This is a genomic window from Pseudomonas sp. NKUCC02_KPG (genome assembly GCF_019345465.1).
Taxonomy (GTDB): Bacteria; Pseudomonadota; Gammaproteobacteria; order Pseudomonadales; family Pseudomonadaceae; genus Aquipseudomonas.
Genome location: NZ_JAHKRC010000005.1, coordinates 237,695 through 263,264, shown reverse-complemented (window position 1 = coordinate 263,264; position 25,570 = coordinate 237,695). Strand labels below are relative to the sequence as shown.

The 25,570-nt window shown below is 58.1% G+C and carries 21 protein-coding genes; 10 read left to right on the top strand and 11 right to left on the bottom strand.

All coding sequences use genetic code 11. The features are described from left to right. Positions 1–16 precede the first annotated feature (16 nt). Positions 17–958, top strand: a complete 942-nt coding sequence (locus tag KO536_RS09155) for an AEC family transporter (protein WP_133076389.1) — start codon at positions 17–19, stop codon at positions 956–958. Here KO536_RS09155 and KO536_RS09150 read toward each other — a convergent pair. From KO536_RS09150 to gatC, 5 genes are all read right to left on the bottom strand, one after another. Further along, the gene (locus KO536_RS09150; protein WP_133076469.1) at positions 955–1,995 is read right to left on the bottom strand and encodes a calcium/sodium antiporter; all 1,041 of its coding nucleotides are present in this window, start codon (positions 1,993–1,995) and stop codon (positions 955–957) included. The genes KO536_RS09155 and KO536_RS09150 overlap by 4 nt on opposite strands. A gap of 50 nt (positions 1,996–2,045) precedes the next feature. Further along, on the bottom strand, positions 2,046–2,417 hold the full coding sequence (locus tag KO536_RS09145) for a septal ring lytic transglycosylase RlpA family protein (RefSeq protein ID WP_133076388.1): 372 nt from the start codon (positions 2,415–2,417) through the stop codon (positions 2,046–2,048). Between the two features lie 178 nt (positions 2,418–2,595). After that, the gene (gene gatB / locus KO536_RS09140) at positions 2,596–4,041 is read right to left on the bottom strand and encodes an Asp-tRNA(Asn)/Glu-tRNA(Gln) amidotransferase subunit GatB (RefSeq protein ID WP_133076387.1); all 1,446 of its coding nucleotides are present in this window, start codon (positions 4,039–4,041) and stop codon (positions 2,596–2,598) included. Positions 4,042–4,051: 10 nt separating this feature from the next. Beyond that, positions 4,052–5,503, bottom strand: coding sequence for an Asp-tRNA(Asn)/Glu-tRNA(Gln) amidotransferase subunit GatA (gene gatA, locus KO536_RS09135; RefSeq protein ID WP_133076386.1), 1,452 nt, complete (start codon positions 5,501–5,503; stop codon positions 4,052–4,054). Positions 5,504–5,517: 14 nt separating this feature from the next. Further along, the gene (gene gatC, locus KO536_RS09130; protein ID WP_019825066.1) at positions 5,518–5,805 is read right to left on the bottom strand and encodes an Asp-tRNA(Asn)/Glu-tRNA(Gln) amidotransferase subunit GatC; all 288 of its coding nucleotides are present in this window, start codon (positions 5,803–5,805) and stop codon (positions 5,518–5,520) included. Positions 5,806–6,015: 210 nt separating this feature from the next. Between gatC and mreB the strand changes: the two genes are divergently transcribed. From mreB to tldD, 8 genes are all read left to right on the top strand, one after another. After that, on the top strand, positions 6,016–7,053 hold the full coding sequence (gene mreB / locus KO536_RS09125; RefSeq protein WP_003439856.1) for a rod shape-determining protein MreB: 1,038 nt from the start codon (positions 6,016–6,018) through the stop codon (positions 7,051–7,053). Positions 7,054–7,196: 143 nt separating this feature from the next. After that, positions 7,197–8,282 carry a rod shape-determining protein MreC gene (gene mreC / locus KO536_RS09120; RefSeq protein ID WP_219261727.1) on the top strand — a complete coding sequence of 362 codons (1,086 nt, stop codon included), beginning with the start codon at positions 7,197–7,199 and terminating at the stop codon, positions 8,280–8,282. Then, positions 8,282–8,770 (top strand): rod shape-determining protein MreD, encoded by a 489-nt coding sequence (mreD, locus tag KO536_RS09115; protein ID WP_019825061.1) that lies wholly within the window; start codon positions 8,282–8,284, stop codon positions 8,768–8,770. The genes mreC and mreD overlap by 1 nt, the downstream gene beginning before the upstream one ends. A 51-nt stretch (positions 8,771–8,821) precedes the next feature. Further along, positions 8,822–9,427 carry a nucleoside triphosphate pyrophosphatase gene (locus KO536_RS09110; RefSeq protein ID WP_133076384.1) on the top strand — a complete coding sequence of 202 codons (606 nt, stop codon included), beginning with the start codon at positions 8,822–8,824 and terminating at the stop codon, positions 9,425–9,427. Between the two features lie 56 nt (positions 9,428–9,483). Then, on the top strand, positions 9,484–10,941 hold the full coding sequence (gene rng, locus KO536_RS09105; RefSeq protein ID WP_133076383.1) for a ribonuclease G: 1,458 nt from the start codon (positions 9,484–9,486) through the stop codon (positions 10,939–10,941). A 75-nt stretch (positions 10,942–11,016) separates the two neighbouring features. Continuing rightward, complete coding sequence (locus KO536_RS09100; RefSeq protein ID WP_133076382.1) at positions 11,017–14,829, top strand: YhdP family protein; 3,813 nt, start codon at positions 11,017–11,019, stop codon at positions 14,827–14,829. Positions 14,830–14,838: 9 nt separating this feature from the next. Continuing rightward, entirely contained in the window at positions 14,839–15,666 is an 828-nt protein-coding gene (locus KO536_RS09095) for a carbon-nitrogen hydrolase family protein (RefSeq protein ID WP_133076381.1), read from the top strand. Between the two features lie 128 nt (positions 15,667–15,794). Next, complete coding sequence (gene tldD / locus KO536_RS09090; protein ID WP_133076380.1) at positions 15,795–17,237, top strand: metalloprotease TldD; 1,443 nt, start codon at positions 15,795–15,797, stop codon at positions 17,235–17,237. 47 nt (positions 17,238–17,284) lie between these two features. On the opposite strand, the gene yjgA is transcribed toward tldD, so the two are convergent. Further along, positions 17,285–17,806, bottom strand: coding sequence for a ribosome biogenesis factor YjgA (gene yjgA, locus KO536_RS09085; RefSeq protein WP_095029013.1), 522 nt, complete (start codon positions 17,804–17,806; stop codon positions 17,285–17,287). Positions 17,807–17,913: 107 nt separating this feature from the next. Here yjgA and pmbA point away from each other — a divergent pair, with 107 nt between their 5' ends. Next, the gene (pmbA, locus tag KO536_RS09080; protein WP_133076379.1) at positions 17,914–19,260 is read left to right on the top strand and encodes a metalloprotease PmbA; all 1,347 of its coding nucleotides are present in this window, start codon (positions 17,914–17,916) and stop codon (positions 19,258–19,260) included. Positions 19,261–19,523: 263 nt separating this feature from the next. Here the strand turns inward: pmbA and KO536_RS09075 are convergent, their stop codons facing one another. From KO536_RS09075 to KO536_RS09055, 5 genes are all read right to left on the bottom strand, one after another. Further along, positions 19,524–20,633 carry a fimbrial protein gene (locus KO536_RS09075; RefSeq protein WP_219261681.1) on the bottom strand — a complete coding sequence of 370 codons (1,110 nt, stop codon included), beginning with the start codon at positions 20,631–20,633 and terminating at the stop codon, positions 19,524–19,526. Beyond that, positions 20,624–20,860 (bottom strand): FimD/PapC C-terminal domain-containing protein, encoded by a 237-nt coding sequence (locus tag KO536_RS09070; protein WP_374105699.1) that lies wholly within the window; start codon positions 20,858–20,860, stop codon positions 20,624–20,626. Before KO536_RS09070 ends, KO536_RS09075 begins: the two co-directional genes overlap by 10 nt. Positions 20,861–21,001: 141 nt before the next feature. Beyond that, a complete protein-coding gene (locus tag KO536_RS09065) occupies positions 21,002–22,099 on the bottom strand; it encodes a fimbrial protein (RefSeq protein ID WP_219261680.1) in 1,098 nt (365 codons plus the stop codon). Beyond that, on the bottom strand, positions 22,090–24,555 hold the full coding sequence (locus KO536_RS09060; RefSeq protein ID WP_133076376.1) for a fimbria/pilus outer membrane usher protein: 2,466 nt from the start codon (positions 24,553–24,555) through the stop codon (positions 22,090–22,092). Before KO536_RS09060 ends, KO536_RS09065 begins: the two co-directional genes overlap by 10 nt. Before the next feature lie 225 nt (positions 24,556–24,780). Further along, a complete protein-coding gene (locus KO536_RS09055; protein WP_219261679.1) occupies positions 24,781–25,527 on the bottom strand; it encodes a molecular chaperone in 747 nt (248 codons plus the stop codon). Positions 25,528–25,570: the final 43 nt, after the last annotated feature.

Here is a 25,570-nt window from a genome sequence, read left to right as displayed (position 1 = left end):
CCATGAGTGTGCTGACATGCTGGCTATTTTCCTTCAGACGCTCACGATAACCGCCCCCGTGTTTGCCATGCTGTTTCTAGGCGTGGTGCTCAAGCGCGTGGGCTGGATCAATGACAACTTTATCCACACAGCGTCGGCACTGGTGTTTAACGTCACCATGCCGGCGTTGTTGTTTCTGGGCATTTTGCATGCCGATCTCAGGGCGGCCCTGCAGCCCAAGGTGCTGGCTTATTTCGTGCTGGCAACCCTTGCAGGGTTTGCGTTTGCCTGGGGTTGGTCGATCTGGCGCTGCCCCCGTGAAGACCGTGGGGTCTACACCCAGGGCGCCTTTCGCGGCAATAACGGGGTCATTGGCCTGGCTCTCGCGGCCAGCATGTACGGCGACTACGGGATTTCATTGGGCGCCGTACTCGCAGGCCTGGTGATCCTGTTCTACAACACGCTGTCGACTATCGTGCTGGCGGTGTACAGCCCGGTGATCAAGTCCGATCCGTGGAGCATCTGCAAAAGTGTGGTCAAGAACCCGCTGATCATCAGCGTGCTGGCTGCGGTGCCGTTTGCGGTATTCAAGATCAGCCTGCCCGGTTGGTTGCAAGCGTCTGGCGAATACCTGGCCGCAATGACCTTGCCCCTGGCGCTGATTTGCATCGGTGGCACGCTGTCGCTGGCAAGCCTGCGTAAAAGTGGCGACAGGGCGCTGAGCGCAAGTCTGGTGAAAATGGTCAGTTTGCCGCTACTGACAACTCTGGGGGCTTGGTTGTGTGGCTTTCGCGGGCCGGAATTGGGGATTTTGTTCCTTTATTTCGCCAGCCCGACGGCCGCTGCCAGTTATGTCATGGTACGTGCGGCCAACGGTAATCACGAATTGGCGGCCGCAATTATTGTGATCACCACCTTGATGGCGGCCATCACGACCAATATCGGGATATTTGTATTGCAGTGGGGCGGCTGGATCTAGTGCTGACGGCGCCACGCGCGCAGGGTACTGAACAGCAGAAACACCAGCAGCGCCGGCAAGATGAAAAACAGCATCAGGTGTTCAAGCTTGCCGGCCAAGGGCATGCCGATGGTGAAGGACACTACATGCAGCCCATAGGCCAGGTATAAACCCAGAAACAGCAACCCTTCAGCACGGGTGACGCGGTACCCCGCGTAGAACACGGGCAGACACAGCGCCGCCACACCCAGCATCACCGGCAAGTCGAACGCCAGCGCGTTGGGCGATACCGACAAGGGCGCTGGAGCGACCAGAGCCGTCAGGCCTAGTACCCCCAGCAAGCTGAAAACATTGCTGCCAATCACATTGCCGACAGCGATTTCGCGCTGGCCGCGAAAGGCTGCGATCAGTGACGTGGCCAGTTCCGGCAGTGAAGTGCTGACCGCAATGATGGTCAGCCCGATAATCCGCTCTGATAGCCCAAGCTCAGTGGCAACCGTGACTGCCGCGCCGAGCAGCAGGTGCCCGGCCGCCCCGAGCAGGATCAGGGCCAACAGCATTAACGCGATGTTGTGCAGCCATGGGGTGTGTGGCTGTGCGTGGCTGTTGTGATGATGGCCGCTTTGACGCGATTGGCGCAGCAGCAGGGCCAGGTAGATCATCAGGCCGCACAACAGGACAACACCGTCCAGGCGATCGAGCTGTTTGTTGAGTGCCAGGGCAAACACCAGTGCGCTGGCGAGGATCATCAGGGGAATGTCCAGGCGTACCAGTTGACGGGATACGCGCAGGGGAATGATCAGCGCCGACAGCCCCAGGGTGACCAGGATGTTGAATATATTGCTGCCGATCACACTGCCTACGGCAATGTCCGAGGTGTCATTGAGCGCGGCCTGCAGGCTGACAGTCATCTGTGGGGCGCTGCTGCCCAATGCGACCACGGTCAAGCCGATCAGCAGCGGGCGCACCTTCATGTTGGCAGCCATGCGTACGGCGCAGCGCACCAGCAATTCGGCCCCTGCGATCAGCATGACGAGGCCGCAGAGCAATTGCAGCAGGTTCCATGGTGACAGCGCGCTCAAGCCCAAAATGGCGGCAACTCCCTCAATTAATCACTCAAGCCCTGAACCCGGACTTTGGCTGTGCCGCTGCGCAGCATATCCAGTTGCTGGGCGGCCTTGCGCGAAACGTCTATCAGGCGTCCGCGGGTATGGGGGCCGCGATCGTTGATGCGCAGCACCACAGATTTGTCGTTGCTCAGATTGGTGACCAGCACCCGCGTCCCGAAAGGCAGGGCGGGGTGGGCGGCGGTAAGGGCATTCTGGTCGAATGGTTCACCGCTGGCGGTTCGCTTGCCGTGATGGCGAGCACCGTAATAAGAGGCAATGCCTGTTTTGTCATAGCCACGGGGGTCTATGTCATGGCTGGCGCAGCCTGCGAGCAAGCTGAGCAGGGCGCAAGCGCCGAGTAGCCGCTTCATGGGGGAATCCTTATGTTGCTTGAAAAGCGATTCGCGTAGCAACTGCCGAAGGCTGCGTTCGATTGCGAAGCGATCGTAAAGTCAGAAAATGCGGTTCAACTCTTGAACCGCAACCTCTGGTTTTACGACGGCTACGCCGCCGGACGCAGCCTGCGGCAGCTGCTACGAGTTTTGTGGCTTAGCCTTCGAGCTTGCTCTTGAGCAGTTCGTTGACCTGTTGCGGGTTGGCTTTGCCTTTGGAGGCTTTCATCGCCTGGCCCACGAAGAAGCCGAACATCTTGCCGCGCTTGGCTTCGTCTGCCGCACGGTATTGCTCGACCTGCTCTGCGTTGGCCGCCAGCATTTCATCCAGCACCTTTTCAATGGCGCCGCTGTCGGTCACTTGCTTGAGGCCGCGCTTTTCGATGACTTCGTCTGCGTTGCCCTCACCATTGGCCATCGCTTCCAGCACAACCTTGGCGATTTTGCCGGAGATGGTGTTGTCTTTGATGCGCTGCAGCATGCCGCCCAATTGCTCTGCGCTGACCGGCGACTGGTCGATATCCAGGCCTTGTTTGTTGAGCAGGCTGCCCAACTCGACCATCACCCAGTTGGCCGCCAGCTTGGCATCGCCACTGATGCTCACGACCTTTTCGAAGTAGTCCGCTTGCTCGCGGCTCGAAGCCAATACGCTGGCGTCGTAGGCCGACAGGCCGAACTGCGACTGGAAGCGTTCGCGCTTTTGCGGCGGCAGTTCCGGCAGCGTGGCGCGCACCTCTTCGATAAACGAATCTTCGATCACCACTGGCAGCAGGTCAGGATCGGGGAAGTAACGGTAGTCGTTGGCTTCCTCCTTGCTGCGCATGGCGCGGGTTTCGTCCTTGTTCGGGTCGTACAGGCGGGTTTGCTGAATGACCTTGCCGCCGTCTTCGATCAGCTCGATCTGGCGTTGTACTTCGCTGTTGATCGCCTTCTCGATAAAGCGGAACGAGTTGACGTTCTTGATCTCGCAGCGAGTCCCGAACTCGGCCTGGCCGACCGGGCGGATCGATACGTTGCAGTCGCAGCGCAGGGAGCCTTCAGCCATGTTGCCGTCGCAAATGCCCAGGTAACGCACCAGAGCGTGCATCGCCTTGACGTAGGCCACGGCCTCTTTGGCGCTGCGCATGTCCGGCTCGGAAACGATTTCTAGCAACGGCGTGCCGGCACGGTTCAAGTCGATGCCGGTGGAACCGCTGAAGTCTTCGTGCAGGCTTTTGCCTGCGTCTTCTTCCAGGTGGGCACGGGTAATGCCGACACGTTTGACGGTGCCGTCTTCCAGGGTGATGTCCAGGTGGCCCTTGCCGACAATCGGCAGTTCCATCTGGCTGATCTGGTAGCCCTTGGGCAGGTCCGGGTAGAAGTAGTTCTTGCGGGCGAACACGTTGTGCTGAACGATTTCGGCGTCAACGGCTACGCCGAACATGACCGCCATGCGCACGGCTTCCTGGTTCAGCACCGGCAGTACGCCGGGCATGCCCAGGTCAACCAGGCTGGCCTGGGTGTTCGGTTCTGCGCCAAAGGTGGTGGCGCTACCGGAGAAAATCTTCGATTGGGTGGCGAGCTGGGAGTGAATTTCCAGCCCGATCACAACTTCCCATTGCATATGTTTCTCCTCAGAAGCCGGCAGGTGAGCGCGTGTGCCAGTCAGTGTTGAGCTGATACTGGTGAGCGACGTTGAGCAGGCGGCCTTCCTGGAAGTAAGGCGCAAGCAATTGCACGCCTACTGGCAAGCCATCGACAAAACCGGCTGGCATCGACAGGCCTGGCAGGCCGGCGAGGTTGGCGGTGATGGTGTAGACGTCTTCCAGATAGGCCGAAACCGGATCGCTGTTTTTAGCGCCGATTTTCCAGGCCGGGTTAGGCGTGGTCGGGCCGAGGATGATGTCGACTTCGTTGAACGCGGTCATGAAGTCGTTTTTGATCAGGCGACGGATTTTCTGCGCTTGCAGGTAGTAAGCGTCGTAGTAACCCGCCGACAGGGCGTAGGCACCGACCAGAATCCGGCGCTGTACTTCCGGGCCAAAGCCTTCGGCGCGCGAGCGCTTGTACAGGTCGGTGAGGTCTTTCGGGTCTTCGCAGCGATGGCCGAAGCGCACGCCGTCAAAACGCGACAGGTTGGACGAAGCTTCTGCTGGCGCGATCACGTAGTACGCAGGAATGGCGTGCTGCATGTTCGGCAGGCTGATGGGCTTGATCACGGCACCGAGCTTTTCAAGCTCCTTGACGCTGTTGTGGACCAGTTCGGCAATGCGCGCGTCCAGGCCTTCGCTGAAGAACTCTTTAGGCACGCCGATGCGCAGGCCTTGCAGCGAACCATTGAGGCTGGCGCTGAAGTCCGGTACGGGTTCGTCGATGCTGGTGGAGTCTTGCGGGTCGAAACCTGCCATGCCTTGCAGCAGGATGGCGCAGTCTTCGGCGGTGCGAGCCAATGGGCCGCCCTGATCGAGACTGGAGGCGTAAGCGATCATGCCCCAACGCGAAACACGACCGTATGTCGGTTTCAGGCCGGTGAGGTTGGTCAGGGCTGCCGGCTGTCGGATAGATCCGCCCGTGTCGGTGCCGGTCGCAGCGGGGAGCAGACGAGCGGCAACAGCGGCTGCCGAACCGCCCGAAGAACCGCCCGGTACGTGCTCGAGGTTCCACGGGTTTTTGACCGCGCCGTAGTAGCTCGACTCGTTGGCCGACCCCATGGCGAATTCGTCCATGTTGGTCTTGCCCAGGGTCACGGTGCCGGCAGCGGCAAGCTTGGCAACCACGGTGGCGTCGTACGGAGCCTTGAAGTTGTCGAGCATTTTGGAGGCGCAGCTGGTGCGTACGCCCTGGGTGCAGAACAGGTCCTTGTGACCGATCGGCGCGCCCAGCAGGGCACCGGTTTCACCGTTGGCGCGACGTGCGTCAGCGGCCTTGGCCTGCTCTAGGGCAAGGTCTTCGGTGAGTGTGATGAAACTGTTGAGCTGAGGATCGAGCTGGGCGATACGCGCCAGCAGGGTCTTGGTCAGCTCTTCGGAAGAAAACTTTTTATCGGCGAGTCCGCGGGCGATCTCGGCCAGAGTCAATTGATGCATGCAGGCTCTTTCCTTTACTCGATGACTTTCGGAACCAGATAGAGGCCGTTTTCGACCGCTGGAGCGATGGACTGATAAGCCTCGCGATGATTGCTTTCAGTCACGACGTCTGCACGCAAGCGCTGGCTGGCTTCCAGAGGGTGGGCCATAGGCTCGATACCTGTGGTGTCGACAGCCTGCATCTGATCAATCAGCCCCAAAATGCTGTTAAGGGCTTCGGTGGTGCGTGGAATATCGGCATCATTGAGACCAAGGCGGGCCAAATGAGCGATTTTTTCCACGTCGGAGCGGTCTAGCGCCATGGGATTCTCCAGTGGAAAACAGGACGGATGCTATCCGTGTGTTAGATTGTCGGAACACTACCGCATTTCTACGGTCATATGGCCGCGATTGTGGGAGTTGGTGCTCAGAAAAGCGCCCAATTTAACATATTGGCGCCTTGCCCAAAATCCCTGTCGTTGTTAGAGTTTGCCGCACTTTTTTACCCACGCGTTGCCTAGGGTCCCTTTCCCATGTTCAAGAAACTGCGTGGCATGTTTTCCAGCGATCTTTCCATCGACCTGGGCACTGCCAACACCCTTATTTACGTGCGTGAGCGCGGTATCGTCCTGAATGAGCCATCGGTTGTGGCTATTCGGACACACGGTAACCAGAAAAGTGTCGTTGCCGTCGGCACCGAGGCCAAGCGCATGCTTGGCCGTACACCGGGCAACATTGCTGCCATTCGTCCGATGAAGGACGGCGTTATTGCCGATTTCAGCGTTTGCGAAAAAATGCTGCAGTACTTCATCAACAAGGTGCATGAAAACAGCTTCCTGCAACCTAGCCCACGCGTACTGATTTGCGTCCCGTGCAAGTCGACTCAGGTAGAGCGTCGCGCCATTCGTGAATCGGCACTCGGCGCGGGCGCCCGTGAAGTGTTCCTGATCGAAGAACCAATGGCTGCTGCCATCGGTGCCGGCTTGCCGGTTGAAGAAGCACGCGGCTCGATGGTTGTCGATATCGGTGGTGGTACCACTGAAATCGCGCTGATCTCCCTCAACGGTGTGGTGTATGCCGAATCCGTACGGGTTGGCGGCGACCGCTTCGACGAAGCGATCATCACTTATGTGCGTCGTAACTACGGCAGCCTGATCGGTGAATCGACGGCCGAGCGCATCAAGACCGAAATCGGTACGGCTTTCCCGGGTGGCGAAGTACGTGAAGTCGACGTGCGCGGCCGTAACCTGGCAGAAGGTGTTCCACGTGCCTTCACCCTGAACTCCAATGAAGTGCTTGAGGCTCTGCAAGAGTCGCTGGCAACCATCGTTCAGGCTGTGAAAAGCGCACTGGAGCAGTCTCCGCCAGAGCTGGCTTCGGACATCGCCGAGCGTGGCCTGGTACTGACCGGTGGTGGCGCCTTGCTGCGTGACCTCGACAAGTTGCTGGCTCAGGAAACCGGCCTGCCGGTCATCGTTGCCGAAGACCCGCTGACCTGCGTTGCGCGTGGCGGTGGCCGTGCGCTGGAAATGATGGATAAACACACAATGGACCTGCTCTCCAGCGAATAAGATCGCGTGGTGCAGTCCTATGGTTATCACCAGAAGGTAGCACTTTGCAGTGCTGCCTTTTGGCGTTTATCTTCTGTCAATCTTCATCCAGGCCGCTTGAAGCCGTATGAATAAATTGAACACTTGCCCGGGAGGAGCGGCCTATTAAACCGCTCTTTTCCAAAGGCCCATCATTGGGCGTGCGCTTTCTGGTGCTGGTCGTGCTATCCGTCACGCTGATGGTAGTGGACGCTCGCTTCACGTTGCTCAAGCCTGTGCGCAGTCAAATGTCGCTGGTGCTGATGCAGTCCTACTGGATTACCGATTTGCCGCAGCGATTGTGGCAGGGCGTGGCCAGTCAGTTCGGCAGCCGCACCGAGCTTGTGGCTGAAAACGAGAAACTCAAAACCGAAAACCTTCTGCTTCAAGGCCGCATGCAAAAGCTGGCCGCCTTGACCGAGCAGAACGTTCGCCTGCGCGAGCTGTTGAACTCCTCTGCGCTGGTCAACGAAAAGGTGGAAGTGGCCGAGTTGATCGGCATGGACCCTAACCCCTTTACCCATCGCATCATCATCAACAAGGGTGAGCGCGACGGCGTGGTGCTGGGTCAGCCAGTGCTCGACGCACGGGGCTTGATGGGGCAGGTGGTTGAGTTGATGCCCTACACCTCCCGTGTACTGTTGCTCACCGATACCACCCACAGCATTCCGGTCCAGGTAAACCGTAATGGCCTGCGTGCAATTGCCAGCGGTACGGGGAACCCCGAGCGCCTGGAACTGCGCCATGTGGCCGACACTGCGGATATCAAAGTGGGCGACCTGCTGGTCAGCTCGGGCCTGGGGCAGCGCTTCCCGGCCGGTTATCCAGTGGCAACGGTCAAGGAAGTCATCCACGACTCGGGTCAGCCGTTCGCCATTGTGCGTGCAGTTCCCACGGCGGCATTGAATCGCAGTCGCTACCTGCTGCTGGTGTTCAGCGATAGCCGAACTCCGGAAGAGCGGGCCAACGATGCGGCCAAGGCCCAGGAAGCCGAGCAAAACGGTGAAGCGCCGGCGATCGTTCCGACCACAGTGCCCAAGCCGTCAGTGCCTGCGCCAGCCGCTGCACCCGCTGCAGTGCCAGCTACACCTGCCGCGCCTGCGGCGGTGGCCACTGACCCCAAGACCGTGAAAAAACCTGCGCCAGTTGCAACCCCCGCCGCAGCCAGAACGCCTGCCACTGCGCCGGCCACTACTCGGGAGAGGCAATAATGGCGAATACGCGTTCGAGTAATGGCTGGTTGATCTGGCTGACGTTTGCCATCGGCCTGTTGCTCAGCATTTCACCGATGCCCCAGTTCATGGAAATCCTGCGTCCGCTGTGGCTGGCGCTGTTGCTGGCTTTTTGGGCCTTATACATGCCGCACAAAGTGGGTATGGTTACAGCGTTTTGCCTGGGACTGGCCGAAGATGTGCTGTACGGCACGTTGCTGGGGCAGAATGCCCTGACCCTGACCCTGATCACCTTCCTGGTACTGTCGCTTCAACAGCGCCTGAGGGTGTTCCCGATGTGGCAGCAATGCCTGGTGCTTCTGGTGATTTTCGGTCTGGCCCAGCTTGCCCAGTTGTGGCTCAGTGCCTTGACCGGCAACCGACAGCCGACCCTGGCGCTGGTCTTGCCCGCGTTGGTCAGCGCCCTGTTGTGGCCCTGGATCAGTTATGGACTTCGTGGGCTGTGCCGACGTTTTAAAATCAATTAATTGGATACGAGCCATTTCCTGGTTTGTGCACTTCAACAGGGAGATGTCTTGATGACTTCGCTTTATCTGGCCTCTGGCTCACCGCGCCGACGCGAGTTACTGACTCAGATCGGCGTGCCGTTCAAAACGGTCAGCGCGGCCATCGATGAAACTCCCTTTCAAAATGAACCCCCTGTGGCCTACGTCGAGCGCCTGGCGCGCGAAAAGGCCCAGGCTGGGCGCCAGCAACTCCTGACAACAGCGGCGGACAGCACTTTTTGCGTGCTGGGGGCCGACACCGCCGTGGTCCTGGATGGCTGCATTCTTGGCAAACCAATCGACGAGGCCGATGCCTTGGCTATGCTCATGGCGCTGTCTGGCCGGGAGCATGAAGTGTTGACCGCCATCGCAATCATTGATGCCGATCGCTGTGAAACCCGTGTGGTCAGCAGCCAGGTACGCTTTCGCAACATCAGCAAACAAGAAGCCAGCCTGTATTGGGCCAGCGGTGAGCCGCAGGATAAAGCCGGTGGCTACGCCATTCAGGGGTTGGCCGCAGTGTTTGTAGCGGGGCTCAATGGCAGTTATTCCGCCGTTGTGGGCTTGCCTGTGTGCGAAACCGCAGAACTGCTCGGGCATTTCGGCATACCCTGTTGGCAAAACCTTACCGTGCGCTGAATACCGCACCTACGAGACGTGGCACTACTGTGATGACGCCTGAACGAGACCCAGCCATGAGTGAAGAGATCCTGATCAACATCACGCCGATGGAATCGCGCGTGGCGGTGGTAGAGAACGGTGTTCTGCAAGAGGTTCATGTCGAACGTACCCAGCGCCGGGGTATTGTGGGCAATATCTACAAAGGCAAGATTGTCAGGGTTTTGCCCGGCATGCAGGCCGCATTTGTTGATATCGGTCTGGATCGCGCTGCGTTTATCCATGCCTCCGAAATTTCCCTGCGTGAAGGCCAGGCGGTTGAAAGCATCAGCACCCTGGTGCATGAAGGCCAGAGCCTGGTGGTGCAAGTCACCAAAGACCCGATTGCGTCCAAAGGTGCACGCCTGACAACCCAGCTGTCGATACCGTCACGCTATCTGGTGTACATGCCACGCACTGCCCATGTGGGCATTTCGTTGAAGATCGAAGACGAAGCCGAGCGTGAGCGCCTGAAGAAGGTGGTCAGCGATTGCGTGGCCCAGGAAGGCATCAAGGAAACCGGTGGTTTTATCCTGCGTACGGCGGCCGAGGGCGCCGGGGCAGATGAAATCCTGATGGACATTCGTTACCTGCGTCGTCTGTGGGACCAGATCGGTGCCCAGATCCAGACCGTTGGCGCGCCGACCGTGATCTATGAAGACCTGGGCCTGGCGTTGCGCACCTTGCGCGATCTGGTCAGCCCCAAGATCGAGAAAATTCGCATCGATTCACGGGAAACCTTCCAGAAGACCACGCAGTTTGTTGCCGAGCTGATGCCGGAAATTGCCGACCGCCTTGAGCATTATCCGGGTGAGCGGCCGATTTTCGATTTGTATGGCGTCGAAGACGAGATCCAGAAAGCCCTGGATCGTAAGGTACCGCTCAAGTCCGGCGGTTATCTGGTGGTCGATCCGGCGGAAGCCATGACCACCATCGACGTCAATACCGGCGCATTCGTGGGCCATCGCAACCTTGAAGAAACCATCTTCAAGACCAACCTCGAGGCGGCCACAGCCATCGCCCGGCAACTGCGCCTGCGCAATCTGGGCGGGATCATCATCATCGACTTCATCGACATGGAAGATGAAGAGCATCAGCGGCAGGTGTTACGTACCCTCGAAAAACAGCTTGAGCGTGATCACGCCAAAACCAACATCATCGGGATTACCGAGTTGGGCCTGGTGCAGATGACCCGCAAGCGTACCCGCGAAAGCCTGGAACAGGTCTTGTGCGAGCCGTGCGTGTGCTGTCAGGGCCGTGGCAAGTTGAAAACCCCTGAAACCATCTGCTATGAAATCTTCCGTGAAATCCTGCGCGAGGCCCGGGCTTATCAGGCAACGGGGTATCGGGTACTGGCCAACCAGAAAGTGGTCGATCGCTTGCTGGACGAAGAGTCGGGTAACGTTGCAGAGCTTGAAGGATTTATCGGGCGTACGATTCGCTTTCAAGTCGAAACCATGTATTCCCAGGAACAATACGACGTGGTGCTGCTCTGAAGTATCAGGCGTCATATAGCGTTTTAAAGGGGCTGAATCCGGCCCCTTCGATTACTACTGAAGGGGCCACATGACATGGAGCGTCTGACACGCTTTTTTGCCGCGCTGACCCGTTGGGGGTTGGGCCTGTGTGCTTTGGTTTTGGTGCTGACGGCGCTGTACGTCAGCCTGGGCCGCGAACTCACGCCCCTGATTGCTGAATACCGCGTAGAGGTCCAGAACAAGGCCCGGGAAGCCTTGGGCATGCCATTGACCATTGGCAGCCTCGAGGGCCGCTGGAGTGTGATGGCGCCGGTGTTGCTGGCACACGACGTGATGATCGGCGAGGGCAACAGTGCCCTGCGTCTGGATGAAGTGCAGGTGGTACCCGATGTGTGGGCCAGCCTGTTGAGCCGGGATATCCGCATCGCCCGCGTACAACTCAATGGCCTGCAACTGAGCTTGCGCCAGGATGAAAGCGGCCACTGGAGCCTTGAAGGGCTGCCGGTGCAGGATGATCAGCCACTGGACCCGGAGCAGTTGCTCAATCAGTTGCAACACGTGGCGCAGTTGTCGGTACTCGACAGCCAGGTGACGCTCGAACCCTTCAAGCAAGCTCCGCTGACCCTGACTTATGTAGGGTTGACGCTGGACGTTGGCCCCTCGGATCAGCGTCTCGATGCACGCCTGACCCTGCCCGATGGCCAGCCAGTAGCGCTGAGCCTCAAGACCCAGGTCCAGGCCAGTCGCTGGCGTGATGGCGCGGCCCAGGCCTACGTGAGCCTGCCGCAAAGTGATTGGGCCAAATGGCTGCCAGCCACACTGATTGCACCCTGGAAAGCCTCTGAGCTGAAGGCGGGCGGCGAACTCTGGTTCAACTGGGGTCAGGGCTCGGTACAGAGCGCGGTTGCGCGCTTGAATGCGCCAAAACTGAAAGGTGCCTACGCCGACCGCAAACCTGAAACCATCGAGAACCTGGCCCTGCATGCCTGGGCCGAACGAGGTAAGCAAGGTTTCAATGTGGTGCTCGATTCATTGGCCATGAATCTGGGCAAGACCCGCTGGGAAACCCGCCTGCAACTGCAGCAGTTTGCGGCCTCCGACAAGGAGCAGGAGCGCTGGCATTTACAGGCCGACCGCCTGGACCTGACCCCGATCACACCCTTGCTCGACTCCCTGGCACCCTGGCCGGACGGTGTGGCCAAGGTTGTTGACCAACTCAAGGTCACGGGTACGCTGCGCAATGTGCTGGCCGATTACCGCCCCGAGGCCCGCGATGATCAAAAACTCAGCTTTGCGGCGAACCTGCAGCAGGTCGGCTTCAACGCCACCCACGGCGCCCCGGCTGCGCGCAATGTCAGCGGCCTGATCAGCGGTGACCTGGGCAAGGGCGAACTGCGGCTCGACAGCAAGGACTTCATGCTGCATCTGGAGCCGATCTTCGCCAAACCCTGGCAGTATCAGCAGGCCAACGCCTTGCTGACGTGGACGTTGAACAAGGACAGCTTCACCCTGGTTGCCCCTTACATCAAAGTGCTGGGCGAAGAAGGCAAGATTGCGGCGGACTTTTTGATCCGTATCCACCTCGACCATTCCCAGGAAGACTACATGGACCTGCGGGTCGGTCTTACGGATGGCGACGGCAGATTCACGCCTAAATATCTGCCAGAAGTGTTGAGCCCGACGCTCACCGAATGGTTGAGCACCGCAATCATAAAGGGTGCGGTGGAAGAGGGCTTCTTCCAGTACCAGGGCTCTCTGAGCCACGACGCCGTTGCGGCAGCGCGCAATATCAGCCTGTTCTTTAAAGTGCATGGCGCCGAACTGGCGTTCCAGCCCGGCTGGCCCCATGTGCGCAACGTCTCGGGTGATGTGTTCATCGAAGACAGCGGTGTGCGCATCATGGCCAGCAAGGGCCAGTTGCTCGATACCCAGGTCCGCAATGTGGCCGTCAGTATTCCCCATGTGCCCACCGGCAAGGTCAGCCACCTGTTTTTGGACGGCGATTTTGAGGGCGGGCTGGGTGATGGCCTGAAAATACTTCAGGAGGCGCCGATTGGCACCGCTGAAACGTTCGCCGGCTGGCAGGGAGACGGCTCGCTCAAAGGCCGTGTCGATCTGGATATCCCTCTGGAGAAAGGCGTTGAGCCTAAAATCCTGGTGGATTTCAACACCGACAAGGCGCGCTTGAAAATCAGCGACCCCGAGTTTGAACTGACTCAGCTCAAGGGCAGCTTTCGCTTTGACAGTACCAAGGGGCTGACCGGCAAGGGTATCAGCGCCCGGGCCTTTGATCGTCCGATCACGGCGCAGATTTTTGCCGATGGCAAGCCTGGTCGCCTCAGCACCCGGGTCGTGGCCAGCGGCCAGGTTGGGGTTAAAAAACTCACGGACTGGCTCAAGTTCAATCAGCCGATCCCGGTGACGGGTGACTTGCCTTATCAATTGCAACTGACCCTGGACGGTGCCGACAGCCAGCTACGGGTCAGTTCCAGCCTCAAGGGCGCAGTGGTTGATTTGCCAGCGCCCTTCGGTCTGGCGGCCAATGAAAGCCGCAACAGCGTGTTTCGCATGACCCTGCAAGGTGCCGAGCGCCGTTACTGGTTTGACTACGGCGACCTGGCCAACCTGACCTTTGCCGCGCCCAACGGCAAGTTTGAAGACGGACGCGGTGAGTTGTTTCTGGGCGATGGCGATCCGATCTTGCCGACCACCAAAGGCCTGAGAATTCGTGGCGTGCTGTCGGAACTGGACGTTGCCCCGTGGCAGGCGCTGGTCGAACGCTATGCCGGCAAGGATCCGGGGGGCAGTGCCAAGCAACTGCTCAGCAGTGCGGACTTTAAAGTCGGCAAGTTGATTGCCTTCGGTACCCAACTGGACAAAGTTCGTCTGGTCATGAAGCGCAACGCGGCGGCCTGGGCGCTGCAAATCGACAGCAAACAGGCTATCGGTGCCGTGACCTTGCCGGATGCCAAAAACGCCCCGATTGTGGTCACGATGCAGAGCATCAGATTGCCTGCGCCCGATCCGAAGGCCGTGGCCGATGAAAATGCTCCGGACCCGCTGGCCGCGGTTGATCCGCGCAAAATTCCGGCGCTGGATATCATTATTCGTCAGCTCTACCAGGGGCCCGACCTGCTCGGTGCCTGGTCACTCAAGGTTCGCCCCACCAGTCGGGGCATCAACCTGAGCAACTTGAATCTTGGGCTCAAGGGCATGCTGCTCGAAGGCGCGGGCGGCTGGGAAGGCGTCGCGGGTAACAGCAAGAGCTGGTATCAGGGCCGACTGGGCGGTGGCAATCTGGCCGATGTACTCAAGAACTGGGGCTTTGCGCCGAGCGTGACCAGCGATAACTTTCACGTGGACATTGATGGCAACTGGCCCGGTTCACCTGCCTGGATCGGCCTCAAGCGCTTCTCCGGGACCCTGGACGCCTCGTTCAATAAAGGCCAGTTTGTGGAGGTCGATGGCAGCGCCCAGGTGCTGCGCATTTTTGGCTTGCTCAACTTCAACGCGATCGGCCGTCGCCTGCGTCTGGATTTCTCCGACCTGTTTGGCAAGGGCCTGAGTTACGATCGGGTCAAGGGCGTACTCAATGCCAGCAGTGGCGTATACAGCACCAGCAAACCGATTCTGATGACCGGGCCGTCCACCAATCTTGAACTTAACGGCACGCTGAACATGATCACCGATCAGGTCAATGCGAAGCTGCTGGTGACCTTGCCGGTGACCAACAACCTGCCGCTGGCCGCGCTGTTGGTGGGCGGGCCGGCCGTCGGTGGGGCGGTGTTCCTGCTCAACAAGCTGATCGGCGACCAGGTGTCGCGATTCGCCAGCGTGCAATACAGCATTCAAGGCCCATGGAACGATCCCAAGATCACCTTCGACAAGCCTTTCGAGAAAAACTAGGAGCGCGCCATGTCACTCGCAGTGATTCAAATGGTCAGCCAGAGCGATGTTCTGGCGAACCTGGCTCAGGCTCGACGCCTGCTGCAAGAGGCTGCAAGCGGTGGTGCGCAACTGGCCGTGTTGCCCGAAAATTTCGCCGCCATGGGCCGTCGCGACATAGCCGATATCGGCCGCGCCGAGGCATTGGGTGAAGGCCCGATCCTGCCCTGGTTGAAACAGGCTGCCCGCGACCTCAACTTATGGGTAGTTGCAGGGACTTTGCCCCTGCCGCCGGAGGGCCAGCCTGATGCCAAGGTCAATGCCTGTTCACTGCTGATCAACGCCGACGGCGAGCAAGTGGCCCGTTACGACAAACTGCATTTATTCGACGTGGATGTGTCAGACAATCGTGGTCGCTACCGTGAGTCCGATGACTATGCTCAGGGTGAGCGCGTGGTGGTGGCGGATACCCCGGTCGGCAAGGTGGGCCTGACCGTCTGTTATGACCTGCGCTTCCCGGAGCTGTACAGTGAGCTTCGAGCCGCTGGTGCTGAACTGATTACCGCACCGTCGGCCTTCACTGCCGTCACCGGGGCCGCGCATTGGGACATTCTGATTCGTGCCCGTGCCATCGAAACCCAGTGTTACGTGCTTGCAGCCGCCCAGGGTGGTGTTCATCCGGGCCCCCGCGAGACTTACGGGCATGCTGCCATTATTGACCCCTGGGGGCGGATACTGGCCGAGCAGGCGCAAGGCGAGGGTGTATTGCTGGCCCGGCGCGATGCTGGCGAACAAGCAGATATCAGGGCGCGCATGCCGGTGGTGAACCATCGGCGGTTCAACGCCCATTTAATTTAGGTGGAATCGGGTTTGCCCGCGAAGCGATCGCGAGCAAGCCCGCTCCCACAGATTCAGGCAGGACTAATTTTCAGGCCCGTGTGTTCAGCACTCAAAGCTGCTGAAGCAGGGGCCAAGACGGAGTGAATATGAGCGAGTTGTTGACCTCAGTCAGCGAACACCTGTTGGCACCGGGCGGTGTCACCATCGAAAGCCTGCAAAGCGTTTTAGGCGACCTGGCCGGGCCAGGTATCGACGCGGCAGACCTGTATTTCCAGGGCCAGATTTCCGAGTCCTGGGCACTGGAAGACGGCATCGTCAAAGAAGGCAGCTTCAATCTCGATCAGGGCGTGGGCGTACGCGCTCAGTCGGGTGAGAAAACCGGTTTTGCATACAGCAATGCCATCACCCTTGAAGCGCTGGGCCTGGCTGCACGGGCTGCACGATCGATCTCCCGCGCCGGACAAAACGGCACGGTGCAGGCGTTCACCACCCAGGACGTGGCCCAGTTGTATGGCCCGGATAACCCCCTGGAAGTCATCAGCCGCGCGGAAAAAGTCGAACTGCTCAAGCGTGTCGATGCCGCCACCCGTGCCCTCGATCCACGTATCCAGCAAGTGACCGTGAGCATGGCCGGGGTCTGGGAGCGGATTCTGGTGGCGTCCACTGACGGTGGCCTGGCAGCGGATATTCGTCCGCTGGTACGTTTCAATGTCAGTGTCATCGTCGAGCAGAATGGCCGTCGCGAGCGCGGCGGTCATGGCGGCGGCGGGCGCACCGACTACCGTTATTTCCTCACTGACGACCGTGCCATGGGCTATGCCCGCGAGGCGTTGCGTCAGGCACTGGTCAACCTTGAAGCCGTACCGGCACCGGCGGGCACTTTCCCGGTGGTCCTGGGCTCCGGTTGGTCGGGCGTACTGCTGCACGAAGCCGTGGGTCATGGCCTGGAAGGCGACTTCAACCGCAAGGGCAGTTCGGCCTACAGCGGGCGCATGGGTGAAATGGTGGCCTCCAAACTGTGCACCATCGTCGATGACGGCACCCTGGCAGGCCGCCGTGGCTCGCTCAGCGTGGATGACGAAGGCACCCCGACCGAGTGCACCACACTGATCGAAAACGGCGTGCTCAAGGGCTATATGCAAGACAAGCTCAATGCTCGCCTGATGGGTGTGGCCCGCACGGGTAACGGCCGTCGCGAGTCTTATGCGCACCTGCCGATGCCGCGCATGACCAACACCTACATGTTGGGCGGTGAAAGCGATCCGGCCGAAATTATCGCCTCGGTGAAAAAGGGCATTTACTGCGCCAATCTGGGCGGTGGTCAGGTCGACATCACCAGCGGCAAGTTTGTGTTCTCCACCAGCGAAGCCTATTTGATTGAAGACGGCAAAATCACTCGCCCAGTCAAAGGCGCGACCCTGATTGGCAATGGGCCGGAAGCGATGAGCAAGGTGTCGATGGTCGGTAACGATCTGTCGCTGGACAGCGGCGTGGGCACGTGTGGCAAGGACGGGCAGTCGGTGCCGGTAGGCGTTGGGCAGCCAACCTTGAAGATTGACGCGATTACCGTGGGCGGTACGGGCGGTTGATGGAAGTTGCCGGGAAGGCTGCAGGGCAGCCTTCCCGGTTACGAGGCTTAACGCAGACCGCGTTGAGTCTCGTCCAACCCACGGATGTACTTGAACAATTTGCGGCTTGAGGCCGGTGCCTTGTTATGAGCCAGCTCGTGTTTGGCCTGACGTATGACCGAACGCATTTGCTGGCGATCGGCTTCAGGGAACTCGGCGACAAACTTTTCCAGTACAGCGTCATCACCTTCGATCAGGCGATCACGCCAGCGCTCGAGGTTGTGGAAACGTTCGTTGTACTGGCGAGAAGAGGCATCGACTTGATCGATCAAAGCAAGAATTTCGTCAAGCGGTTGATCGCGCATCAGTTTGCCGATGAACATCATATGGCGCTTGCGCGCAATATTGGCCGTGTGTTTTGGAGCATCTGCCAAAGCCTTTCGCATAGCGTCAGTCAGGGGCATTTTGTTCAGCAAGTCAGGCTTGAGTGTCGTAAGACGCTCGCCCAGATCAACCAGAGCGTGAAGCTCGCGTTTGACCTGCGATTTGCTTTTTTCGCCGTCGAAGGCGTCGTCGTAAGAATCAACCATGGTGGCAGTCCGCAAAGAAACGCCGCCATGATAACCAGTCGGGGGCCGCTTGTCCGGCCCGGTCGCTCGGCGGCCCTGCCGAAAACAGAATTTGAGTGGAGAAAACCATGAGTGCAGTACAAAGCGTCGGCCCGCAGGCCTTGCCGGCACTGCAGGAGCAGGTCGAGCAAATCATCGCCGAAGCCAGGCGCCAGGGCGCCAGTGCCTGTGAAGTCGCCGTGTCCCTGGAGCAGGGGCTGTCGACTTCGGTGCGTCAGCGTGAAGTCGAAACCGTTGAGTTCAACCGCGACCAGGGTTTTGGCATCACCCTCTACGTCGGCCAGCGCAAAGGCTCGGCCAGCACCTCGGCCACCGGCCCCGATGCCATCCGCGAAACCGTCGCGGCAGCCTTGGCGATTGCCAAACACACCTCCGAAGACGAGAGCTCGGGTCTGGCGGATGCCAGCCTGATGGCCCGTGACCTGCAAGATTTTGATGTGTTCCATACCTGGGACATTACCCCCGAGCAAGCCATCGAAAAGGCGCTGGCCTGTGAAGCTGCGGCGTTCGAGGCTGACAGCCGGATCAAAAACGCCGATGGCACGACCCTGAGCACCCATCAGGGCTGCCGCGTGTACGGCAACAGCAACGGTTTTATTGGTGGCTCTGCTTCGACCCGTCACAGCCTGAGCTGCGTGATGATCGCCGAAGGCGACGGCCAGATGCAGCGCGACTATTGGTATGACGTGAACTGCCAGGGCGAGTTGTTGATGGACGCCGCCACCATCGGCCAGCGTGCTGCTGAGCGTGCTGCGCGCCGCTTGGGCTCGCGTCCGGTGCCAACGTGCGAAGTGCCGGTGCTGTTTTCGGCCGAGTTGGCTGGTGGTTTGTTTGGCAGCTTCCTGGGTGCGATCTCGGGGGGCAACCTGTATCGCAAGTCGTCTTTCCTGCTGGATGCAATGGGCCAGCAGATCTTCCCTGAATGGCTGACCCTGGATGAGCGTCCGCACCTCATGCGCGCGATGGGCAGCTCGTCATTCGATAATGATGGTCTGGCCACCTACGCCAAGCCGTTTATCAAGGACGGCGAACTGGTGTCCTACATCCTCAGCACCTACTCCGGTCGCAAGCTGGGTATGCCGAGCACGGCCAACGCAGGCGGCGTACACAACCTGTTTGTGACCCATGGCGATGAGGATCAGGCGGCATTGATCCGGCGCATGGGGCGCGGCCTGTTCGTCACTGAGTTGATGGGCAGTGGCCTGAACATGGTCACGGGCGACTATTCCCGTGGCGCGGCGGGTTTTTGGGTCGAAAATGGCGAGATTCAGTTCCCGGTTCAGGAAGTGACCATTGCCGGCAACATGCGCGACATGTTCAAACAGATCGTGGCGGTGGGTAATGACCTGGAACTGCGCAGCAACATCCGCACTGGCTCGGTGTTGATCGAACGCATGATGGTAGCGGGTAGCTAAAGCGCTGAACCTTATGTGGGAGCGGTGCAATGCCGCTTCCACAATATAAACAATGGGGGAATGAACCCCTTGTAGCAGTTGACGAGCTCCGCGAGGCTACGTCCGGCTGAGCAGCAGTCGTAAAACCATACAATCTCGATGTTTCAGATATCTAGCCATTGTCGGGCTTACGACCCTGGGCACTGAGGAGCGCAGCGATCGTAAAATCAACTCTCAGGAAGCCTCTGGTAAACCGCGTATTCAGGTCTTGATGCAGTCAGAGGCTAGTCATAATTGAGCGTATACGTGACCCCGGAATTCGCTGAACCGCCTTTAATCGGGCCGGGGAGCCTTACATAGTTCACTGATAGCGGGATTGAATAACTGCCAACGCTCGCTGCACCGTCGAGCCATTGGCCGGGGTTGCCGGTGCCGCTCAAGTCGGGGCCGAAGTTAACCAGACCGTGTTGGTTGTTCACTTCCAGGGCAATACCCAGTGCATCGGAGTCCGGGGACAGATTTAGTTGGCTCGTGGCGTTCCCTGGGTTATTGGCGTCGGTGAGTGTTACATGTACATCTCTCGCTCCAGAACCTCCGGTGCAGTTCAGGTCAATGCTGAAAGTTTTAGGTGTTGTCCGGCCTGATGAGTTAAAGTCCACCACGCTTACCGTTCCCAAGTCCACGTTAAAGTTCGGACGGCTTACTGTGCAGGTTGGTCTCAATATCGTTACTGTTATAGGTCGCGCCAATCTTAAGTTTAAAATATTAAGGCTGTCGTGGTTTAGAACTAAGGCTTTGGCTGCTATATGGCTTGGGAGTATTTGGCCTCCTGTTGATATTTCACCTGTTTTAAAAAGTGCAATTTCACGGAGTGTAGTTTCTCGTATTGATGTTGTTGTGGTTGGAATGATGCCTTCGAGGGGTAGCTTTCCTGAAATATCTAAATCATTTAAAAATAAGCCAAATGCGATACCAGGGATGCCGCTGTCATATAAATTTACGCCGCCGCTTGTGCCGACAATGGGATACTCAGAGTCAACTAGAATCCTAACTCCCTCCGCGTCGCATGTAACTGCTATTTCTGGTGATGAGCCGCTGAACGTGATTAATTTTAAAAAACTTCCCATGGGTACTGATCCGTCAACTTGGACCTCCCAGCCATTTGCTGGGTTGTCTATTAAGCGATCAATAGGGCCAGAAATTGTGCAGGCAGCCAATGCTACCTGACTAAAAATACCACCGCTTGAAATGGCGGATGCCAAAATGAGAAGTTTTAAGAAACTTGTAGAGTTCCAGCGCTTGCGCTGTGCCTGATTAGTGATGCTGTTCATTGTTCCTCCGAAAGGTAATTTCTTGAAGAGCGTGGCTTTTAAGTATCGATCATCTATCGACATACCAACCTCACCTGGTCATAACCCTGGACATTGGCGCGCTCCGGCAATACATAACCCGCCTCACACACCAAAGCCCCGGACTTGACCTTCAATACACCCTTGTCCGACTCGACCATCACCAGTGCCTGACCACTCGGGTCGGCAATGGCCAATAGCGTGCCTTGTTCATTTTCTACGCGGGCGCCAAAGGGCATTGGCGTGCCATCGGCCTCGCCCCGTTCATGCACCCGTTACCCGGCATTGTGATACGAAGCGGGACAGGCCCAATCTGTAGATCCGCTGAGGAGCGCAGAGAGGCTGCGATCGTAAAATCAGCGTCCAGGAAGCCTTTGGTAAACCACGTGTTCAGGTCTTGCTGCAGGCAGAGGCTAGTCATAATTGAGCGTATACGTGACCCCGGAATTCGCCGAACCGCCTTTAATCGGGCCGGGGAGCCTTACATAGTTCACTGATAGCGGGATTGAATAACTGCCAATTCCCGCAATGCCATCGAACCACTGTCCTGGGTTGCCTGTGCCAGACAAGTCTGGGCCGAAGCTGACTACGCCATATCGGTTGTGAACTTCCAGGGCAATACCCAGTGCATCAGAGTCAGGGGACAGATTGAGCTGAGTTGTGGTGTTACCAGGATTACTGGCATCAGACAGCGTTACATACACACCAGTGGTACCCGCAACACCCGTACAATCCAGATCAATAGTAAAATCTTTAGGCGTTGTTCTGCCTTGTAGATTGAAGTCCATTATGCTGACCGTCCCAAGATCGACGGTCATAGTGGGGGTAATTGCCGAACAGGTAGGTTGTAACAAGGTGACGGTCAAAGGGCCGAGCATTTGTACGTTGAATACATTGAAGTCGCCATGTCCGGTTATGAGTGCTCTGGTCAATGTGTTGGGAGCTATGTTTCCTGCCTCTATAATGTCGCCTGATCTAATAAGTTCTATTGTGACAGGGACAGCAAAAATTGCCCATGTACCATCTCCCGGGGGGCTTAGGCTGTTCGGTATATATGCTGTGGTAATCCCCTCTCCTATTTTAATCCGCATTGCAATCCCCGGGAGGCCGGTGTCATAAAGCTCACCGCCAAGATGAGCAAAGTCGCTTGTCAAAGCTGCATTAGTGGAAGCATCTGTAGTGCAACTTACATCGCGTCGTCCGGCGGTATTGCTGGCGTACATGGTTAGCTGCGCCAGAGTTCCATTGATGGGAGTGCGGGGGTCCAGCGGTGGGAACTGGTTGGCTGATAAATTAAAATCTGGCGCGCCAGAAGTGGCAGTGCATGTGGCCCATGAGGTATAACTAAAAAAACTACCGACCAATACCACTAAAGGCATAATGATTGTTTTTGTTGTTATTGTGAAGTGTCCCTGTTTGCAGGATGCTGGATGAATAACACACTTCATGAGTTTGCTTGATATAAATGTATTGAGTATCTGAACTACTCGCGGCCTATTAATTACCGACATACCAACCTCACCTGGTCATAACCCTGGATATTGCTACGTTCCGGCAATACATACCCCGCCTCACACGCCAAAGCCCCGGACTTGACCTTCAATACACCCTTGTCCGATTCGACCATCACCAGTGCCTGACCACTCGGGTCGGCAATGGCCAATAGCGTGCCTTGTTCATTTTCTACGCGGGCGCCAAAGGGCATTGGCGTGCCATCGGCCTTGACCAGTTCAAACTGCACCCGGCGGCCCTGCTTGACGTTAAAGCGTGCCACGGTCACCGAACCCCGGCGCGGAATAACCTGCTGGGTGGTGTTATCGATTTCGATATCCGCCCCCAGCTGGCTGGAGTCCAGGCTGATCCAGTTGGTGCGGTAGGGCTGCGCGTTCGGGACCACGGCATAGCCATTGGCGCCCGTGGTGACTCCGGCGTTATTGCCCACCGCAACCCCGGCAACGCCCGGCACTTCTACCAGGGTAAAGCTCTCGCTCAGCGATTGGCCCAGGTTGATGCCGCCGGCATGGGCCACGATGGAGCCCGAGGCACCGGCGTTGAAGGTGGTGAAATTATTGCCCTGGGTATATCCAGCGTTCATGTGTGCCACCGGGGTAGTGCCGCTGACACTGCCACTGAACGTTTTTTCACTCAGGCTTTCATGACTGGCATTCACCGACCAGGCCGCATCGTTACGCCCCATGATGCGCCCGCTGGCGCCGCCGCTCAGGCTTTGTACGCCGTTGTCGTCACGGGTCAGGGTGCTTCGGGCATAGGTGGTATTACTGCCGCTGCCCAGCGGAAAGGACAGGGTGAGGGAAAATCGTGACCTGTCATTGCCGCCGTAATAGGTCGCCGGGTTCACCGAGTGGGTTGCACTCAGGTTGTAGCTCAACCTGCCCCAGTTGCTGCTGTAACCCACGGTGTACTGCCGGGTTTTGCCTTCAATGTTCCAATAGCGCTGCTCGTTCAACCTCAGATACAGCGAGCCGTACTCACGGCCCCCCAGGCTTTGGCTGAGGGACAGGTCAAAGCGCGATTTCGCCCGGCCACTGGATCGGTATTGGGGGTTGTTGCCAAAATCGCGCAGGTGCTCGTTCAGGGTGCGGTAGCCCTCGGTCGAATAGCGATAACTGGCCAGGGTAAAGGTGGTGTCGGTACGGGCGAGCGTCTTGGCGTAAAGCACGCGAGCGCTCTGGCCCTTGTTGCGCTGGATCTGGCGTCGAATGTCTGGGGCGGCACTTGAGGCCTGGGTGATGTCTGCCGAAAACGCGCCGAAGACGGTATTTTGTGTGGCGCCAAGGTTCCATGCACTGAAGTCGGGGGACCATTGGGTGCCGCCGAACAGGGTGGTGTTATCGGTCAAGCCATACGCCAGCGTCGCCATGGCAATCTTGGGCGAGATGGGGTCTTGGGTGGTGCTGTCGTATACGCCGAGGGCAAGGTTTTGACGAAGCTGGCCACGGCGCACCATTTGCGGCAGCGAAGAGAAGGCCTGGGTGGTCACCCGCCGGCGCCCATCGGCTTCGATCACGGTAATTTCCAGGTCGCCATTGGAGCCGTTGGGGTAAAGGTCATCGATCACAAACGGCCCGGGGGGAACGTTGAGGCTGTACATCAGGTAATTATTCTGGCGGATTTCAACGGTTGCGTTGGTCTCGGCATCACCGCGAATGATCGGCGCATAACCGCGCTGGCTGTCTGGCAGCATGGCGTCATCGGAGTTCAGCAACACACCATTTATACGCACGCTGTCGAAGATTTTCGGGTCGGTATAGGCCGCTCCCAGGGTCAATTGGCTCTTGAGTGAAGTTATATCGCGCTGGGCAAACGTGCGGTCGCTGGAGAACTTCATGTCCCCGGTGTTGCTGTTGGTGAAGTTTGATTCATTGCGCAGTCGCCACGGGCCCAGGTTGATGCCGTTGCGCAGTCCCACGTAGTAACGGTTGGCAGTCCTGTCGTGGGTGGTATTGCGTCGAGCTGTCAGGTCATAGCTGATAAAGCCTGTGGTGACACCTTCATCCCATAATGAGGGGGCTACATAGCCCCTGGCACTGCGCAGCATGGCGGCTTGGGGCACAGCGATAGTGAGCTGCTGGCGACCGGTATCGTACTCGACGCTGCTCAATTCGATCAGGCCGGGCAGGTCATGACACTGCTCGGGTTGAGTGTTGTCCAGCAGGCCTGCCTGGCGCAGTGGCTGCATATCCAGCCCCAGGGACTGAAGCACTGGCAGTGTCAGGCAGGCTTCGACACGACCGGTTTTATCCTGTTTGGCAAAGACAATATCCTGGCGCCCGACCAAGGAGCGGTTGATATACAGGTCGACCCGATAAGTGCCCGGCACCACATTGCTGCCTTGCAAAAAGTCGCTCAGGTCGACACCCGCGCCACCGTTCTGTAAAAAGCTGGTGCTGAACTTTGTGGCGGTGTTGTTTTTTTTGGGGGTATCGGCCAACGCAATAACAGGCATGCTAAACGCAATTCCAAGATATAACTTGCTCACTATGAACGCGGCGTGTTTATGGGGGGCAGCCCAGTGCGGTGGTGGCTGTAAACAATGAGAGAGTATCTTGATAATTAGGGTTGTAAGTGTCATGTGAGCTTCAGTCCTGGTGCTTGCGTTATAGATTAATCAGCGCAATAACCCAGTAAGGCCATATAGCTTAATTGCCGCTAAACAAGGCAATAAGAAGTGTTATTGTTTGGAGGCTTCAAGTTTTAAAGTGGCAGAACCCAAGGGCGCGCTGTACAGCTCTTTTGCACCGAAGTCGTTGATGGGGTGGGCACTTAACGTCAATGAATGGGCCGCAGGAAGTTCGGGGATCTTGATAAACATTGAGGCGCCCGGCGCAATCATGAAGTTGGTAATTGGGGCACTGGTATAATCCGATCCTTTGACCTGCAAGTCGGTGATAGTGACGTGGTATTGGCTGGGGTTGTTGACGCGCAATCCACTGTTTTTACCATCGCGTTCGGCATGCCATGTTAATGCGCCCGGAGCATCTTTCGGTTTGCCCGATAATCCGGCGGGGCGGTAGAAGAACTTGATGCGTTGGCGAATGGCCAGTTGTAAAACATTAGTGCTCTCAGGCGCCTTGGGGATTTGCTGAACATTCAACCAAAACACCGATTCCTTGTCTGTGGGCACGCCGCTCCCTTGAAAAAGAATGCGCAGCACTTGTCGGCTGTGGGCCCCCATATGGGCTAGCGGCGGGGTGATGGCAAAGGGAATAGACCCGGAAGGCGTGCCGGACCTGTCGCCGTCGAGCCAGGACTGGATCAATATTTCATCGCTGCCCACATTGCGCACCGTGACACTGGCTTCTTTTTTATCTCCTTCATAGATAACCCGTGTTGAACTGAGCGTGATGGCAGCCTGCGCTTGACCGCACAGCAAGATGGCTAACAGCGCCACCAGACTGTTTAAAGAATGTTGAAACATGGTAGTGCCCTCACGGCGCTCTATGATTCGAAGGGAAGTTTTG